Source organism: Amycolatopsis acidicola (assembly GCF_007713735.2).
Taxonomy (GTDB): domain Bacteria; phylum Actinomycetota; class Actinomycetes; order Mycobacteriales; family Pseudonocardiaceae; genus Amycolatopsis_E; species Amycolatopsis_E acidicola.
The window spans coordinates 1-14,771 of record NZ_VMNW02000143.1 but is presented as its reverse complement, the minus strand read 5'-3'; the positions used below and the strand labels follow the sequence as shown (position 1 = coordinate 14,771).

The window sequence follows — 14,771 nt, the reverse complement described above, 5'->3', positions numbered from 1 at the left end:
GGTTGGGGCCGGGCGAGCGGGAGTTGCCGGGGCGAGCGCGAAGTGCCGGGTGGCCGGGGCGAACCCGGGGGAGGTGCCGGAAGCCTGTGTGGCCCGAGGATCGGCTCGCTGGCCCGGGAGACGGTCTCCCTGCCCGTCACTTTCGGTTACCGTTCGGTGGTGGGTGACCGCTGTGCCGGGGCAGCGGGGTGGGCGGCGTGGGTCGCCTGCCACCCCGCGCCCGGTGAGGTTCCGGCGACGGTGATGCGCCAGTGCGAGGCGCCGCCACCGACCTGGTCGGCGTAGCGGCGGGCGGCGGATTCGTTGGGAAAGCGGACTTCCTGCTCGCGCAGCCGGTGCGTGATCTTGTAAGCCATGTGCCCTCCCGAACCGTGCCGCAGTGGGTGTGCCGGCCGCGCCACTTCCCCTGACGTGACCGGCACACCCCGACTGTAGAACACGTGTTCGAGTAACGCAACGTGCATGATCCCGCCGGATCATCCGGACTGGCGCAGGATCCACTCCCGGATGCCGGGGATCGTGTAGGCGACGCGCCACGTGCTGGTGTGTTCGCTGCCGCCGGCGGAACCGGGCGGCGTGACTGTGCCCGCGGTGAACGACGCGTAGTTGACCGGCGCCCGCGAGGCTTCCATGGCCCGGACGTCGGAGGCGAACTGCGCGGGCGTGGCTCCGCCGTCCCAGGTGGCGCGGCTGACCTCCGTCCCGGCGCCCTCGATCACCTCGGTGATGGCGTTTTCGCCGGGGTAGGCCTTGGTGTCGCCCTGCGACACGACGATCCACAGTTTCTTGCCCGCCAACGGCAACGCCTGCTCGGCGGGCCACTGCCCGGCGACGATGTACGAGGCCGCGAACAGCTTGGGGTACTTGATGTTCATCCCCAGCGCCATCATCGCCCCCATCGACTGCCCGGTCGCGTACAACCGGCCCCGGTCGAGCGAGTACTCCGTCGTGAGCGCGTGCACGAGGTTGACTGTGGCGTCGAACAACGTCGACGGCTGGTAGTTGTCGTCGACGACGACGGAGCCGTATTCGGGCGCGAGGACGAAACATTCGTGCTCGCGCTGGTCTTCCTCACTCGCCCAGCACACGGCGCCGAGCCCTTGCACGAGCGGGCCTTCCGTCGCGACGTTGACCACACTCGCGTCGTGCATGAACAGGACGAGCGGGTAACGCTTGTGCCGGTCGTAGTTCCGCGGCACGAACAGGTTGTACCCCAACGTCTGCCCGGTCGCCGGGTCGGTGAACGAGCGCTGCTCGAAGTCGTCGACGATCGGGTTGACGACCCGGGTGGTGGCCAGCGCCGTGCCCGTCGCTTCGTAGCGTGCGCCACCGGTGGTCGTGACGGTGCCGGTCTGTGTCACCGAGGCCGTCGCCGGCAGAATCGTGCCGCCTGGGGTGCTGTCCCCGACAGTCGGCGGCCCGCCGGTGCCGCCGCCGGACCCCTGCCCGGTCACCCAGAGCGCCGCCGACTCGTCCTCGGCCGACAGCTCGACGATGACGTACCTGCCGTTGCGGCCCGACCTCGCGACGGCAGGCTCTTTGGTGGCGTAGACCCTGGTCACCGTCCGCCCGGCGACCTGGAAAGCCGACGTCGTCAGCAAGGAATCCACGATGTCGCGGTCGTATTCCACCGCGACGGCGGTCAGTTTCTGGCCGTCACCGAAGACCTGCGTGATGGCTGTGGCACTCCGCACCGGGCTTGCCGGTTCCGCGTAGGCCGGGGCGATCGCTCCCGGCACTGCCAGCATTCCCGCTCCCGCGGTACCGGCGATGAACGTACGCCTGCCGAGCACTGGACCCTCCCGAGTTCTATTTGGACAGTGAGTTCAGGACGCGGCCGAACCGGTCGGCGAGCGCCTCGGCGGCGCCCTCCGCGTACGAGGAATCGATCGCCTCGTACGTCAGATGCTGGTAGTTCCACCGGTCCGCCATGTTCTTCGCGCCGCCCTCCAGCATGGACAGGACGAACGTGTACTTCAGCGGCGACTTCTTCTTGATGGTCAACGCGGTGCTGGTGGACAGCTCCGGTGCCGCGCCCGCGAACGCGCCTTCGCCGACCTGCAGCACCCAGAGGGGCGCCTGCGTGGTCCCGGCAGGGACGAAGGTGTAGGAGGTCGTCGGCGCGGTGGGGTGGCCGCCGACCACGGCATCGACCGTGACCGAGTCGGTGACCAGCTTCAGCGTGCGGGCCGTGGAGGTCTTGATGGTTTCGCTGACCCGGACCGCTTCGGTGCCGAGCCGTTCGCCCTGCACGGTCAACAGCAACCAGCCCGCGTCCCGCGCGTCGGTCTGGGACCAGTTCCCGGCCTTGTCGATGGTGTACCGCTTCGACCGGAAGCCCGGCGCCTGGTCGCCGCACGCCCCGACCAGGAAGAACCCGGTCACGTCGTCGTACTGCTGTTCGAGGTGCGCCACGGTCGCGCCTGCCAGGTCCGCGGTGATGGGCAGATCTCCGCCGGCCATCACCGATTCCATCATCACCGAGGACTGCACGTTGTAGTTGACCAGGATCGCGATCGGCCTGCCGCCGAGGTCGTCGAACCGCGCCACGTTGACGCTCTTGTCCGACGGCAGCGCCTCGCCCGTGCCCAGCCACCAGCCCGCCGACGTCTCGACGTTCCGGTTCACGTTCACGTCGGCCGAACCCACCCCGTAGCCGACCCGGGCGGGTCGTGCGCTCTTCACCGCGTCGGCGGCCGCGCTCGTGGCGGCCGCGACGATGTTCTGCACCCAGGTGGCGGCCCCGGGCGAACTCGTGCTCGCCAGGACGTGAGGCGCGGAGAAGGTGTGCGTGACCGTCACGATGATGTCGGTGGCGGCGACGCCCGCCGTCTTCGTCACGACTTGGCGGATCTGCGCGATCGCCTCCGCGCTGATCGACGTCAGATCCAGGACGACGAGCGCGGCCCGGGTGGCTCCGGACGTCAGCACCAGCACCCGGACATAGAGATCGTCGTGGACCGTCGTGAAGCCGTCCAGCGGCAGCAGCTCCGGCGGGATGGCGATCGCGGCCTTGCCCGCGCCCGCCGTCAACCCGTTCTTCGCGTCCGCTCCGGCAGCGGCCGCCGTTCCCGTCAGTGCCGAGCTCGCCAGCGCGGCCGCCGCGCTCGCGGCGAGGAACGACCGTCGCGCGAATCCCTTTGAGTGCCCGTTTTCGATGCTCGAAGACATGCTCGCCCTTCCGCGGTCGCCGTTGGCCCCACGCAGCTTCACCACAGCCGGGCGAGAACTCAATGTCGGATCCTGCAACCAAAGATTGCGGGCGGGTGCATTTCCGGCGCGGCACGCACCTGTGAATTCCCTGTGCGCGCAAGGCTTTCAGCGACGTGCCGCGGCCAGGCCCGCCCAGCGGCCGGTGATGTAGCCGGGCGCGAGGCCGCCCGCGTACCCGTAGTTGGACAGCCCGCCGATGTCCGCGCCCGCGGCGTAGAGGCCCGGAATGGCGCGTCCGTCGTGGTCGAGGACTTCGCCGTCGGTGTTGATGCTGATGCCGCCGAAGGTGAAGGTGATCGACGGCTGGACCATGAGCGCGTAGAACGGACTGGTGCGGGGCGGACGTGCCTTCGCGGAAACCGTGATGCCGTGGGCCGTTCCGCCGCCGGAGGCCGCGACTTCCTGGTAGCGGGTGAGGGTGGCGCTCAGGGATTCCCGGTCCACGCCCCAGGCGGCGACCGCGTCCACGAGTTCGGGCAGAGTCCGTGCTACCGCGTGCTTCGCGCCTGCCTGGACGGCGATGTCGAAGCGGTCGATGGTGCCCAGCCCCGGAAAAGGCTCGCTGGAGGCTTCGGTGGTGCGGACGTGGTGGTCGAAGATGAGCACGCCCCGCGCCTCGGGCTGGAAAGTGAGGTCCTGGTTCAGCAGCTCGTCGCCGAGGGTTTCGTCGGTGAAGCGCTGTCCGCGCAGGTTCACGAGCATCGTGGAACCGGAGTAGTACTGGGAGAACGGCAGGTAGTCCGCCGGTTCGAACCGCTCGACCGGGCAGCCGACGAGGTGGCCGTAGAAGGTGCTCATGGCTGTCGTGCCACCGGCTCCCGCGGTGCCGGCGAGCCGCCGCCCGTCGCCGACGCTGCCCGGGTTCGAGCGCAGCAGGAGCCTGTCGGCGTTCGGCCCGATGTAGCGGGTCAGTTCGTCGCGCGCGCCTTGGAACCCGCCGGTGGTCAGCACGACGGCGCGTGCGCGGTACTCGACGAGGCGGCCTTGGGAGTCACGTGCCTGGACGCCTGTCACCCCTGTCCCGTCGGACACCAGGCCGGTGACGGGTGTGGAGGTGTGGGTTTCGCCGCCCGCGGCGAGGACGTCGTCGCGGCAGCTCGCCAGGATCGCGGTGATGTCCGTGGAGTAGCCGACCCCGAACGTCATGATGTCGTGCTGGGGTTCGTCCGCCACCCGCACGCCCGACTGCCGCAGCTCCCGGACGGCTTCCTCGTAGTCGCCCACCACCTTGGCGCCGAGTTCGGTGCGGCCCAAGGGAATCCGCGCCTGGTACGCGTCCAGGCTCGGGGCCGTCCAGAACATCCCCGCCGACAACGCCGCCGATCCGCCGAAGGTCTCGAGCTTCTCCAGCAACGCGACCTTGGCGCCACTGCGGGCCGCGGTCCGCGCCGCCGCCGACCCCGACACACCGGAGCCCACGACGACGACGTCGACGCGGCGGATTTCCTCAGGCGACATTCGTGTCCTCCCCGAGCCGCGCCGCGGCGTGTTCCGCGACGATCCGGCCGAATACCGCGGCTTTGCCGAGCGAGGTGCCGGTGATGTAGGCGGCGCCGTGGAAGCCGCCGGTGACCTCGCCGATGGCGTAGAGGCCGTCGATGATCCCGCCGTCGACGTCGGTCACCTGCCCGGCCGGGGTGATCGTGACGCCGCTGAAAGTACTGGTGAGCAAGGATTTGGCCGGATAGGCGTAGAACGGGGGCTCGTCGATCCGGGCGGGTTCACCGACACCGTTGCACAGGCTGGTGCGTCCGACATCGTCCGGCCGCAGCCCGTCGATGGCGGCGTTGTAGCGGCGCACCGTCTCGATCAGGCCGGCCTTGGCGATCCCGGCCGCGTCGGCGAGTTCTTCCAGACTGTCCGCTTTGAACACGTGGCCGAGGTCTTCGAGCAGGTCGATGTCGTTGAGCGGGATCCCGGGCTCCGACTGGGTCCGTACTTTCGCGTCGAACACCTCGAATCCGAGGCCCTCGGGCTGGTTCAGCACTTCGCGGCCGAGAACCTTGTAGGACTGGGATTCGTCGGTGAAGCGCTTTCCGTGGGTGTTCACGATGATCGCGCCGAGGTAGTACGCCGTGAGCAGCTCGTGGAACTCCTCGCCGGTGTCGGGGTGCGAGCCGTAGGTGCCGGAGACCGAGGCCATGTCGGCCATGCCCGCGCCGAGCTTCCACGCCATCTTCAGCCCGTCGCCGGTGTTTCCCTTGCCGCCGTAGGGGATCGCGGCCAGCTGTTCCGGCGCGAAGGTCCGCAACAGGTCCACGCCCCGGCTGAAACCGCCGGTGGCCAGCACGATTCCGGCGCGCCCGGTGAACAGGTGCTCGCCGTCGCCGTTTTCGGTGACGACCCCGGTCACGGTGCCGTTTTCGTTTCTCACCAGCCGCACGGCGCGGTGGCCGGTCCTGGTTTCCCCGCCACGCGCGGTAAAAGTCTTGTGCAGCAACGCGAGCACGTCCTTGATCGCGGAATTGTGGCTGCGCGGCACGGACTGGCCCGAGCTGAGCTCCAGTGCGCGGAACGTGACTCCGTGGTCCTTGAGCCATCGGTAGGTGCTGTCCTGATGAGCCAGGTACGCGTCCAGCAACGCGGGATCGTTGCGGTGGCGGCCGGATTCCAGTAGGTCCCGCCGGAACAATTCCGCGGAATCGCCGACGTTCTGAGCCGCCTGTTCTTCGGTGCCGGAAAAGGCGAAGTAGCCGCCGCTCATCGCAGAGGAGCCGCCGAGGTTCGCCGTTTTCTCCAGCAGGACCACGTTCAGCCCGGCTTCGCTCGCCGCCGTCGCGGCGACCTGACCGGCGAGGCCGGAGCCGGCGACGACGAGGTCGAAGGTGTGTTCGGGCAGGGTCATCCCGCGCTCGCTTTCGGTTCGGGGGACGGTCAGCAGGTGAGCCAGCCGCCGTTGATGTCGAGGCTGGTCCCGGTGATGTAGGAGGCCTGGTCGCTGACCAGGAAAGCGACGGCGTCGGCGATTTCTCCGGGCCGGGCGAACCGTTTCATCGGCACCTGGTTCAGCAGGGGACCGTCCGCGGGGACGTCGCCCATCATCGGTGTCCGCACGAACCCCGGGGCGACGCCGTTCACGCGGATGTTCCGGTCGACCAGTTCCCGTGACAGGCTCGCGGTCAGGTTCTGCAGCGCGGCTTTGCTCGCCGCATAGGCCACATTGGACGGAAGGTGCGGCGGGAAGTCCGCGCCTTCGGCTCCTCCGGTGCCCAGCTTCGCCGTGATGGACAACAGGTTCACGATGCTCGCGCTGCCGTCGGTGGGCATCAGCTCGCACGCCTCGCGGACGAGGAAGAACGGGGCCGTGACGTTCACCGCCAGCACGCGGTTCCAGTCCTCGTCGGACAGCTCGGTGAACGGGATCTTGTGCCCGTCGCGTTTGGGGGAGATGCCCACGGCGTTCACGATCACGCCGATCGGGGCGAGGCCGGCGGCGAACGTCGCGAGTTCGCGGTTGACGGACGAGTCGGTCAGGTCTCCGGCGAAGGCGCGGTGTTCGAGGCCGTCCACTTCCGGCAGCGCGGCGGCGCGCTTTTCCGCGGCCTCCAGGTCGAGGTCCGCTACGACGACTCCGTAGCCCGCGCGGGCCAGGCGATCGCAGAGGGCGGAGCCGAGACCACCGGCGCCGCCGGTGACGATGGCTGTCCGGGATTCGTTGGTGTGACGGGGTTTCCGGGGCATTCGGCTCCTTTGCCGGTCGAGTGCCGTTGGCGGCTGAGGTGGCTCGAACGTAACTCCGCGCTTGCAGCCTGCGCAAGAAAAGGTAGAGTTTTTGCGTGATACGCAATACAGAACCCGGCCGGGTCGAGGCCGTGCACCGCGCGCTGGTGCTGCTCAAGCTGATGGCGGCCCAGGGCTCGCTGAGCGTCACGGAGGCGGCGAAAGCCTTGGACGTCAACCCGTCCACCGCGCAACGCCTGCTGGTCACGCTCGTCGCCGACGACTTCGCGGTGCAGGGGGAGCGCAAGCGTTACGAACCCGGCCCCGCCTACGGCCTGGGTGCGGTGCAGCCGCTTCGGGTCCGGGTGCGGCCGTTCCTGGAGAGGCTGTTCGAGCGGGTGGAGGAAACGTGCCACCTCGCCGTGCTCGTCGGCACGGAGATCCACCACCTCGACGGGATCGAGGCGGTGCGCACTTTGCGTTTCGGGCTGCGCACCGGCGTGCGCCTGCCCGCTCACGTCACGTCGGCGGGCAAGGCGATGCTCGCGGGGTTGCCGCGCGAGGAGGTGGAGGCGCGCTATCAGGTGGCTCCCCGCGACCTGGGCAAGGCCGATCTCGAGCGGCTGCACCAGGAACTCGCGCTGACCCGGAAACGGGGGATCGGCAGCAACTTCGAGGAGAGCGAACCGGGAGTGGCGGCCTTCGCGGTGGCGCTCGGGGCCATCGACGGTGAAATCGCGGCGCTGAGCATCGCGATGCCGAGGGCCCGCTACGGCAGGGGAGACCGCGAAAAGTTCGCCGCCCACCTGCTCCGGACGGCCGCGGAAGCCCGGGAGGTGCTCGTTCGCTGAACCCGTTGTTCCTCTGTGCAGAACATCCTGTTCTCCAGAGCGGCAGCCCGGGATTATCGAGGGGAACCCGACGTTGTGGAGGAGCGCGAACAGTGCAGTTCTATCTCGACGGCTACCGGCCCGGTGACCCGTTCGTCCAGCAGGAGCACCCGGAGGCCGCCGCGCGTGAGGCCGGGTTGCCGGACGTCGCCGACGTCGTGATCGTCGGGTGCGGGCCGGCCGGGCTCGTCCTCGCTGCCCAGCTCGCGCAGTTCCCCGAGCTCCGCACCGTGATCGTTGATCGACGGGACGGGCCGCTCGAAGTGGGCCAGGCCGACGGCGTCGCCTGCCGCACCGTCGAGATGTTCGAGGCGTTCGGCCTCGCGGGTCAGCTGATCCACGAGGGCTATCAGGTCAACGAGGTCACGTTCTGGCAGCCGGATCCCGGCGACCGCTCGGCGATCGCGCGCACGGGCCGCATCGACGACGTCGAGGAAGGCCTGTCGGAGATGCCGCACATGATTGTCAACCAGGCGCGGATGCTGACGTACCTGCGTGACCACATGCGACGCTCCGCCGCGCGCGCCGAGCCTTTCTACGGCCTGCACGCCACCGAGGTGCGTGTCGACGACGATCCCGCGGCCGGGTACCCGGTCACCGTGTCCCTGCAACACCTTCGGAACTTCGAGCCGACCGGCGAGGTTTCGTCGATCCGCGCGAAGTACGTCGTCGGCTGCGACGGGTCGCGAAGCGGCACCCGGCAGGCCATCGGCCTGGAGCTCAACGGCGACGCGACCAACCAGTCCTGGGGTGTGCTCGACGTCCTGGCCGTCACCGATTTCCCCGATATCCGGCTGAAATCGGCCATCCACTCCGAACAGGGCAGCATCCTGATCATCCCGCGCGAGGGCGGCTACCTGGTCCGGCTCTACATCGAACTCGACAACGAGCGCGACGCGGAGATGCTGCGGGAGCGCACTGTCACGCCGGAAAAGCTCGCCGCGGTCGCGAACCGGATCCTGCATCCGTACACGCTGAGCGTGAAAGACGTCGGCTGGTGGGCGGTCTACGAGATCGGGCAGCGCCTCTGCGACCGGTTCGACGACGTCCCCGAAAACGAGGCCGGCACCCGGCTGCCCCGGGTCTTCATCGCCGGCGACGCGTGCCACACCCACAGCGCGAAAGCCGGGCAGGGCATGAACGTCTCGATGGCCGACGCCTGGAACCTCGGCTGGAAACTCGGCACGGTGCTGCGCGGCACGTCGCGGCCGGAGGTGCTGCGCACGTACTCGGCCGAACGGCAGGAGGTCGCCCGGGAGCTGATCGAGTTCGACAAGGAGTTCGCCGCCGCGTTCAGCTCCCGGTCCGGCCAGGACGAGAACCCGGAGAAGTTCCAGGGCTATTTCCGGCAGCAGGGCCGGTTCACCGCCGGGGTGGCCGTGCGCTACGAGCCGTCGATCCTGACCGCCGAGTCCGCGCACCAGCACCTGGCCGAGGGTTTCCCGCTCGGGATGCGGTTCCACTCCGCGCCGGTCATCCGGCTGGCCGACGCGAAGCGGATGCACCTCGGCCACGCCGCCCGCGCCGACGGTGCATGGCGGCTGTACGCGTTCGCGGACCGCGCCCGGCCGGGCGCGCCGGAGTCCCGGTTGCGGGGGCTGGCGGAGTTCCTCGCCTCGGAGAAATCACCGCTGGCGCGCTTCACCCCGCCCGGCGCCGAGCCGGACTCCGTGATCGACGTGCGGGCCGTGCTGCAGCAAGGCCACCGCGACGTGACGGTGGCCGAGCTGCCGCCGGTTCTGTTGCCGCGCAAGGGTCCCTTCGGCCTCGTCGACTACGAAAAGACGTTCTGCCCGGACCCGGCCGACGACCTCTTCGCCGCACGCGGCCTCGACCGCGACGAGGGCTGCGTCGTCGTCGTGCGCCCGGACCAGTACGTCGCGCACGTGCTCCCTCTCCACGCACACCAGGAACTGGTGGAGTTCTTCGAAGGGGTGCTGGTCGAGGCCTCGTGACGACCCTGTCGTAGCCGAACAGCGCGGGTCACGCGGCCGCTCCGGTCTCGACGCCCAGTGCGCCGCGCAGCAGGTCCCGGAACTCGTGGAAAGCCGGATCCCGCAGCGACCGCGGTGCCGGGAGCTCGACGCGGCGGTCCACCGCGATGCGCCCGCGGTCGAGCACCAGCACCCGGTCGGCCAGCTCGATCGCCTCGTCCACGTCGTGGGTCACGAGCAGCACGGCGGGCCGGTGCCGTTCGTGCAGGGCTCGCAGCAGTTCGTGCATCTTGATCCGGGTCAGCGCGTCCAGCGCGCCGAACGGCTCGTCGGCCAGCAGCAGTTCCGGCTCCCGCACGAGCGAGCGCGCCAGCGCGACCCGCTGCTGTTCACCGCCGGACAGCTCGCCGGGCCACGCCCGCGCCCGGTCAGCGAGGCCGACCTCGGCGAGCGCCGCGCGGCCCAGCTCACCCGCCTTTCCCAGTCCCAGCACGACATTGCCGAGCACGCGCAGCCACGGCAGCAGCCGCGAGTCCTGGAAGGCCACCGAAACACGGTGCGGGACGGCGATTTCGCCGGATCCCCCGGTGTCGTAGTCCAGCCCGGCGAGCGCGCGCAGCAGGGTGCTCTTGCCGGAGCCGCTCTTGCCGAGCAGCGCCACGAACTCACCGGGGGCGAGTTCGAGGTCGAGCCCGTCGAGCACGAGGTGGTCGCCGAACCGGCGGCGCAGCCCGGAAACCCGGACGGCGGCGGTCAGGCCAGCGTGCGTCGCCACGACAGCACCTTCCTTTCGATGGCGCGCAGCAGCGCGTCCGAGGCGAACCCGAAGATCCCGAACACCGCGAGCCCGGCGAGGATCACGTCGGACTGCCCGTAGTCCTGGGCTTTGAAGATCATCTTGCCGACGCCGTCGATCGCGTTGACCTCCTCGACCACGACCAGCGTGAGCCAGGCGATCGTCGCCGAGAGCCGCAGCCCGAGGAAGAAACCGGGCAGCGCGCCGGGGATCACGACCTTGCGCACGAACGCCGTGCGTGAGAGCGAGAGCACTTCGGCGAGTTCGACGTAGCGCTGGTCGATCGCGGTCAGCGCGGCGTGCGTCTGTACGTACATATAGCTCGCGACGCCCGCCGCGATCAGCACGATCTTGAACTGCTCGCCGATGCCGAGCCAGAGGATCATCAGCGGCGCGAGCCCGAGCAGCGGGACCGCGCGTTTGACCTGGATGGGCCCGTCGACCAGCGCTTCGCCGATCCGGGTCAGGCCGGCGAACACTGCCAGCGCGGTGCCGATCGCGACGCCCACGGCGAACCCCACGCCGACGCGGTAGAGCGAGGGCCCGAGGTTGCCCTGCAGCGTACCGTCGGCGATCAGGCCCGCGCCGGTCTCGAGCACCGTCCACGGGGCGGACAGCTTGCGCGGGTCGAGCACGCCGGCGCCCGAGGCGATCGACCAGGCACCGAGCAGGACGACGATTCCCGTCAGCCGCGCGAAGGGAAGGGTGCGGGGCCTGCCCAGCCTGCGCCGGCTCGGCGGCCCGGTGCGCACTTCCGGCGTGGTGCGCGGCCGGGTCTCGGCGAGGCTCGTCATGACTGCCCTCCCCGATAGGCCGCGGGCACCGACGCCGAGGCGACGGACTCGAAACGGCGGTCGAAGAGGTCACCGGCGTCGAACGAACCGCCGAAGTAGCCCCATTTCGAGACCAGGTCGACCGTTTCCTGCTCCCATTTGATCGCGGCGTCCCAGCTGGCCGGGAACACGGGCTTTTCGCTGGAGTCGATGATCCGCTGCCCGTCGGCCGGGCTCACCTGCTGGTCCTTGACGTAGTAGGCATCCCGCCACTGGGCCGGGTTCTCCCAGGCCCACACCTGGGATCGTGCCCAGTACGGGATGAACGCCTTGATCGCCGCGGCCTTCGCGGGATCGGCGAGCACGTCGGTGGGCGCCCACAGGATGGTCAGCGCGTCGACGGCAGGCGTGACGACGCCCCGCGCGCCGTCTTTTCCGTACTGGGTGAGGTATTTGGTGAGCGTCGGCTCCGCGAGCGGCGCCACGTCGACCTGCTTCGACTGCAGCGCGGTCAGGAACTGCGGGCTGTTCAGCTCGACGAGCTGCACGTCGTTCTTCGTCAGGCCGAGCTGTTCGAGGGTGCGCAGCACGACCACGCCCTGCGCCTGGCCCGGGGAGAACGCGATCTTCTTGCCCCGCAGGTCACCCAGCGCGCGCACGTCCGACCCCGGCGCCGTGGCCAGCTGGTACTGCGGCTGCTGTTTCCATTGCACCGCAACGATTTTCGCGTCCAGCCCGGTGCCGTGCGCCTGGATCGGCGGGATACCCGCGTTGGTCGCGACGTCGACCGCGTGCGCGCGGAACGCCTGGATCACGTCGGGACCGGCCTGTACGACGGGCCAGTCCGTGACGGTGAACGGCAGTTTGCCGACCTCACCGGTCGTCTTGAGCTGAACCTCGGTGGTGTGCACGGCGACCGAGAGGCTCGTGCCCTGCGGCACGGTGTCGGAGACCTGCGCGGTCAGCTTCGCGGCACCCGCGCCGGACGCGCAGCCGGCCGCGGCGAGCGCGGCCGCCACGGCGAGCACGAGCGGTTTCCGGGATGGGGACAGTGCGGATCGGGGCATGAGAATTCCTTGTGGTCACGGAAGAATCCATTTCGGACCGTTCTGGGAGGGAATTCTCACGCGCTTTCCGTCGCCTGGTCAATTTTGCGGACCGGTGAACTAATCCGGTTCCACGATCTGGGTTTCCTGAGCCAGGACAACGGGTTCCGGTAGAACTCGGTCAGCACGGCGGCTCCGGCCGCGGTCGCGAGCGCGGTGGCGGGAAAGCTCGTGGCGTGCAAGGTCTGGCGTGGGTCCCGGCACATCGACACCCGCGCGGCCGCCGCGTCGCGCAGTTCGGCCAGGCAGCCAGGGATCCGGCTGACGCCGGGCTCCACGACCGTCACCACGTCGGGGTTGAGCAGGTCCAGCACCGGTGCCACGGCACGGCCGAGCAGCCTCGCGCGCTCGCGGAACAATTCGACCGCGGCAGGGGAACCCTGCTCTCCCAAGGCAAGCAGGTCCATGAACGACGGTTTCGTGAGCAGGCCACCCGCGACGGCGCGCGCCGCGAGCGCCCGTTCGGACACGCTCGCCTGCAGGCAACCCCGGCGGCCGCAAGAACACGGCTCGTCGCTGTCGTCGACGGGGAGGTGCGCGATCGCGCCGGCGGCCGAGCGTGGCCCGTGCTGCACGGTGTCCGCGGTGGCGAAGGCCGCGTCCACGACGTTGCCGACGAACAACTGCAGCACGCTCGCGGTGCCGGATGCCTGGCCGAACAGCCGTTCGGCGTGGATCAGCGCGCGGGAATGCGCGTCGGCCTCGATCGGCAATCCCGTCCGCGCGGCCAGCAAGTCGCGGACGGGCACGTCGCGCCAGCCCAGCACGGGATGCTCGACGATCGTGCCCGCGTCCTGGTCCACCCAGCCGCCCGTGGCCACGCCCACGCCGATCGCGCTGCGCTCGAACGCGTGCTCGGTCATCATCGCGAGCATCCGGTCCGCGGCGCGGGCGAGCACTTCGTGCGGGCCGCGGCCTTCGTGCGGGACGCGCGCGGATTGGAGAACGTTCGCCCGCAGGTCCAGCAACGCGATGGTGGCGTGCGGGACAGCGAGGTGGATCGCGCCCACGACGTGCTGCGCCGTGTCGATGTCGAGCGGCACGTGCGGACGGCCCGCCCGCTGAGGCCCGCCCGTCACCCCGGGAAGCGCGCGCACCAGGCCGAACGCGGTGAGTTCCGCGACGTGGCCCGAGACCGCGGCCGCCGAAAGCCCGGTGCGGCGCGCGACGGTGCTGCGGGCGACCGGCCCGGAGGCCAGCACCTCCCGCAGCACCGTGCTCACGCCTGCGGGCCGGGAACCGTTGCGGGACATGGCGTTGCCTTCCGGGGACATTTCCGCGATCGTCGCAGGAAACGCCCTCGCCCCACACCGGCGCTCAGCATGTGGGAGTGTTCAGGACCGCACCACCACCCGGTGCCCGGCACCGAACGGCTGGCCCTCGAGCAGCTTCGACGGCGCCCCGTCGGGGCCCACCGGCCGGTCGCCGACCAGGGTGACGCGGTGCAGCCGCCGCTCCACGTCGAGGTGCTCGATGTCCCGCGGGGCTAGGTGCGCGGTGGCGCGGTTGTCCCAGAACGCGACGCTGCCGGGTGCCCAGCGGAACCGGACGGTGTACTCGGGCCGGGTGATCTCGGCGTAGAGCAGATCGAGCAGGGCGCGGCTTTCGCGCGGCGACAACCCGATGATGTGGCTGGTGAAACCGGGGTTGACGAACAGCCCCTTCTCCCCGGTCTCCGGATGCACGCGCACCACGGGATGCTCGGCGACCAGCAGGTTGTCGTTGACCCGCTGGGCGTAGGAGCTCCCGCCGGCCGGGCGATCCGCCCCGCCGTAACGGTGCTCCGCGCGCAGCGTCCCGACGAACTCGCGCACCGGCTCGGACAGGCCCTCGTATGCCGCGACGAGGTTGGTCCACGTCGTGTCCCCGCCGACGTCCGGCACGATCTCGGCGCGCAGGATGGAGCCCGCCGGCGGGTTCACGGCAGCCGTCACGTCGGTGTGCCAGCCAGTGAAGTAGCTGTAGCGGCGTCGGCGTTCCTCCGTGCGGAAGTCCTTTCCGTAGCGTTCCTCGTAGCGGCGGGGGTCGATCGTGAAGATCTCCGGGTGCTCCTCCGGCGGAGCGTCGTCGTGCGGGTGCGCGTACGTCAGCTCGCCGAAGTTGCGCGCGAAGGCGATCTGGGCGGCGTGGTCGAGGTTCTGGTCGCGGAAGAAGAGCACGCGGTGCCGGTGCAACGCGTCCTTCAGCCGCGCGACGACGTCCTCCTCGAGGGGACGCGACAGGTCGATCCCGTCGATGTCGGCACCGATGTGCCCGGCGACCGGGCGCACCGTGAGCGTCGGGGTGGACAGGTCCTGCGTGGCGGTCATGGTCGTTTTCCCTTATCTGTCAAGGAACTCGGTACCGTGAATCCTGGGCGCCCCCGTGCCGGAGGGTCAATTTTGCGGACGGATGAAGAA

General features: G+C 70.0%; 13 protein-coding genes. 2 read left to right on the top strand and 11 right to left on the bottom strand.

Annotated features, from left to right (window positions below; translation table 11 throughout):
* Positions 1 to 146 precede the first annotated feature (146 nt).
* The 6 genes from FPZ12_RS43425 to FPZ12_RS43400 form a co-directional block, all read right to left on the bottom strand.
* Positions 147 to 356 (bottom strand): hypothetical protein, encoded by a 210-nt coding sequence (locus FPZ12_RS43425; protein ID WP_150980778.1) that lies wholly within the window; start codon positions 354 to 356, stop codon positions 147 to 149.
* 120 nt (positions 357 to 476) lie between these two features.
* On the bottom strand, positions 477 to 1,793 hold the full coding sequence (locus tag FPZ12_RS43420) for a PHB depolymerase family esterase (RefSeq protein ID WP_208026221.1): 1,317 nt from the start codon (positions 1,791 to 1,793) through the stop codon (positions 477 to 479).
* 16 nt (positions 1,794 to 1,809) lie between these two features.
* Positions 1,810 to 3,171, bottom strand: a complete 1,362-nt coding sequence (locus FPZ12_RS43415; protein WP_144759079.1) for a hypothetical protein — start codon at positions 3,169 to 3,171, stop codon at positions 1,810 to 1,812.
* 147 nt (positions 3,172 to 3,318) lie between these two features.
* On the bottom strand, positions 3,319 to 4,671 hold the full coding sequence (locus FPZ12_RS43410) for an FAD-dependent oxidoreductase (protein ID WP_144759081.1): 1,353 nt from the start codon (positions 4,669 to 4,671) through the stop codon (positions 3,319 to 3,321).
* Entirely contained in the window at positions 4,661 to 6,058 is a 1,398-nt protein-coding gene (locus FPZ12_RS43405; RefSeq protein ID WP_208026220.1) for an FAD-dependent oxidoreductase, read from the bottom strand. Before FPZ12_RS43405 ends, FPZ12_RS43410 begins: the two co-directional genes overlap by 11 nt.
* A gap of 29 nt (positions 6,059 to 6,087) precedes the next feature.
* Positions 6,088 to 6,894, bottom strand: a complete 807-nt coding sequence (locus FPZ12_RS43400) for an SDR family NAD(P)-dependent oxidoreductase (RefSeq protein ID WP_144759084.1) — start codon at positions 6,892 to 6,894, stop codon at positions 6,088 to 6,090.
* Positions 6,895 to 6,989: 95 nt separating this feature from the next.
* Between FPZ12_RS43400 and FPZ12_RS43395 the strand changes: the two genes are divergently transcribed.
* Positions 6,990 to 7,724 carry an IclR family transcriptional regulator gene (locus FPZ12_RS43395; protein WP_144759086.1) on the top strand — a complete coding sequence of 245 codons (735 nt, stop codon included), beginning with the start codon at positions 6,990 to 6,992 and terminating at the stop codon, positions 7,722 to 7,724.
* A gap of 92 nt (positions 7,725 to 7,816) precedes the next feature.
* Positions 7,817 to 9,718: an FAD-dependent monooxygenase gene (locus tag FPZ12_RS43390; protein ID WP_144759089.1), complete on the top strand. Its 1,902-nt coding sequence runs from the start codon at positions 7,817 to 7,819 to the stop codon at positions 9,716 to 9,718.
* Between the two features lie 28 nt (positions 9,719 to 9,746).
* Here FPZ12_RS43390 and FPZ12_RS43385 read toward each other — a convergent pair whose 3' ends face one another.
* From FPZ12_RS43385 to FPZ12_RS43365, 5 genes are read right to left on the bottom strand one after another with little or no spacing between them, the layout of a single operon-like run.
* A complete protein-coding gene (locus FPZ12_RS43385; RefSeq protein ID WP_144759092.1) occupies positions 9,747 to 10,472 on the bottom strand; it encodes an ABC transporter ATP-binding protein in 726 nt (241 codons plus the stop codon).
* A complete protein-coding gene (locus FPZ12_RS43380) occupies positions 10,451 to 11,287 on the bottom strand; it encodes an ABC transporter permease (RefSeq protein ID WP_144759095.1) in 837 nt (278 codons plus the stop codon). Before FPZ12_RS43380 ends, FPZ12_RS43385 begins: the two co-directional genes overlap by 22 nt.
* Complete coding sequence (locus FPZ12_RS43375) at positions 11,284 to 12,333, bottom strand: ABC transporter substrate-binding protein (RefSeq protein WP_144759097.1); 1,050 nt, start codon at positions 12,331 to 12,333, stop codon at positions 11,284 to 11,286. Before FPZ12_RS43375 ends, FPZ12_RS43380 begins: the two co-directional genes overlap by 4 nt.
* A gap of 56 nt (positions 12,334 to 12,389) precedes the next feature.
* Positions 12,390 to 13,646, bottom strand: coding sequence for an ROK family protein (locus FPZ12_RS43370; RefSeq protein ID WP_150980776.1), 1,257 nt, complete (start codon positions 13,644 to 13,646; stop codon positions 12,390 to 12,392).
* Between the two features lie 60 nt (positions 13,647 to 13,706).
* Positions 13,707 to 14,681: a TauD/TfdA dioxygenase family protein gene (locus FPZ12_RS43365; RefSeq protein WP_144759109.1), complete on the bottom strand. Its 975-nt coding sequence runs from the start codon at positions 14,679 to 14,681 to the stop codon at positions 13,707 to 13,709.
* Positions 14,682 to 14,771 lie beyond the last annotated feature (90 nt).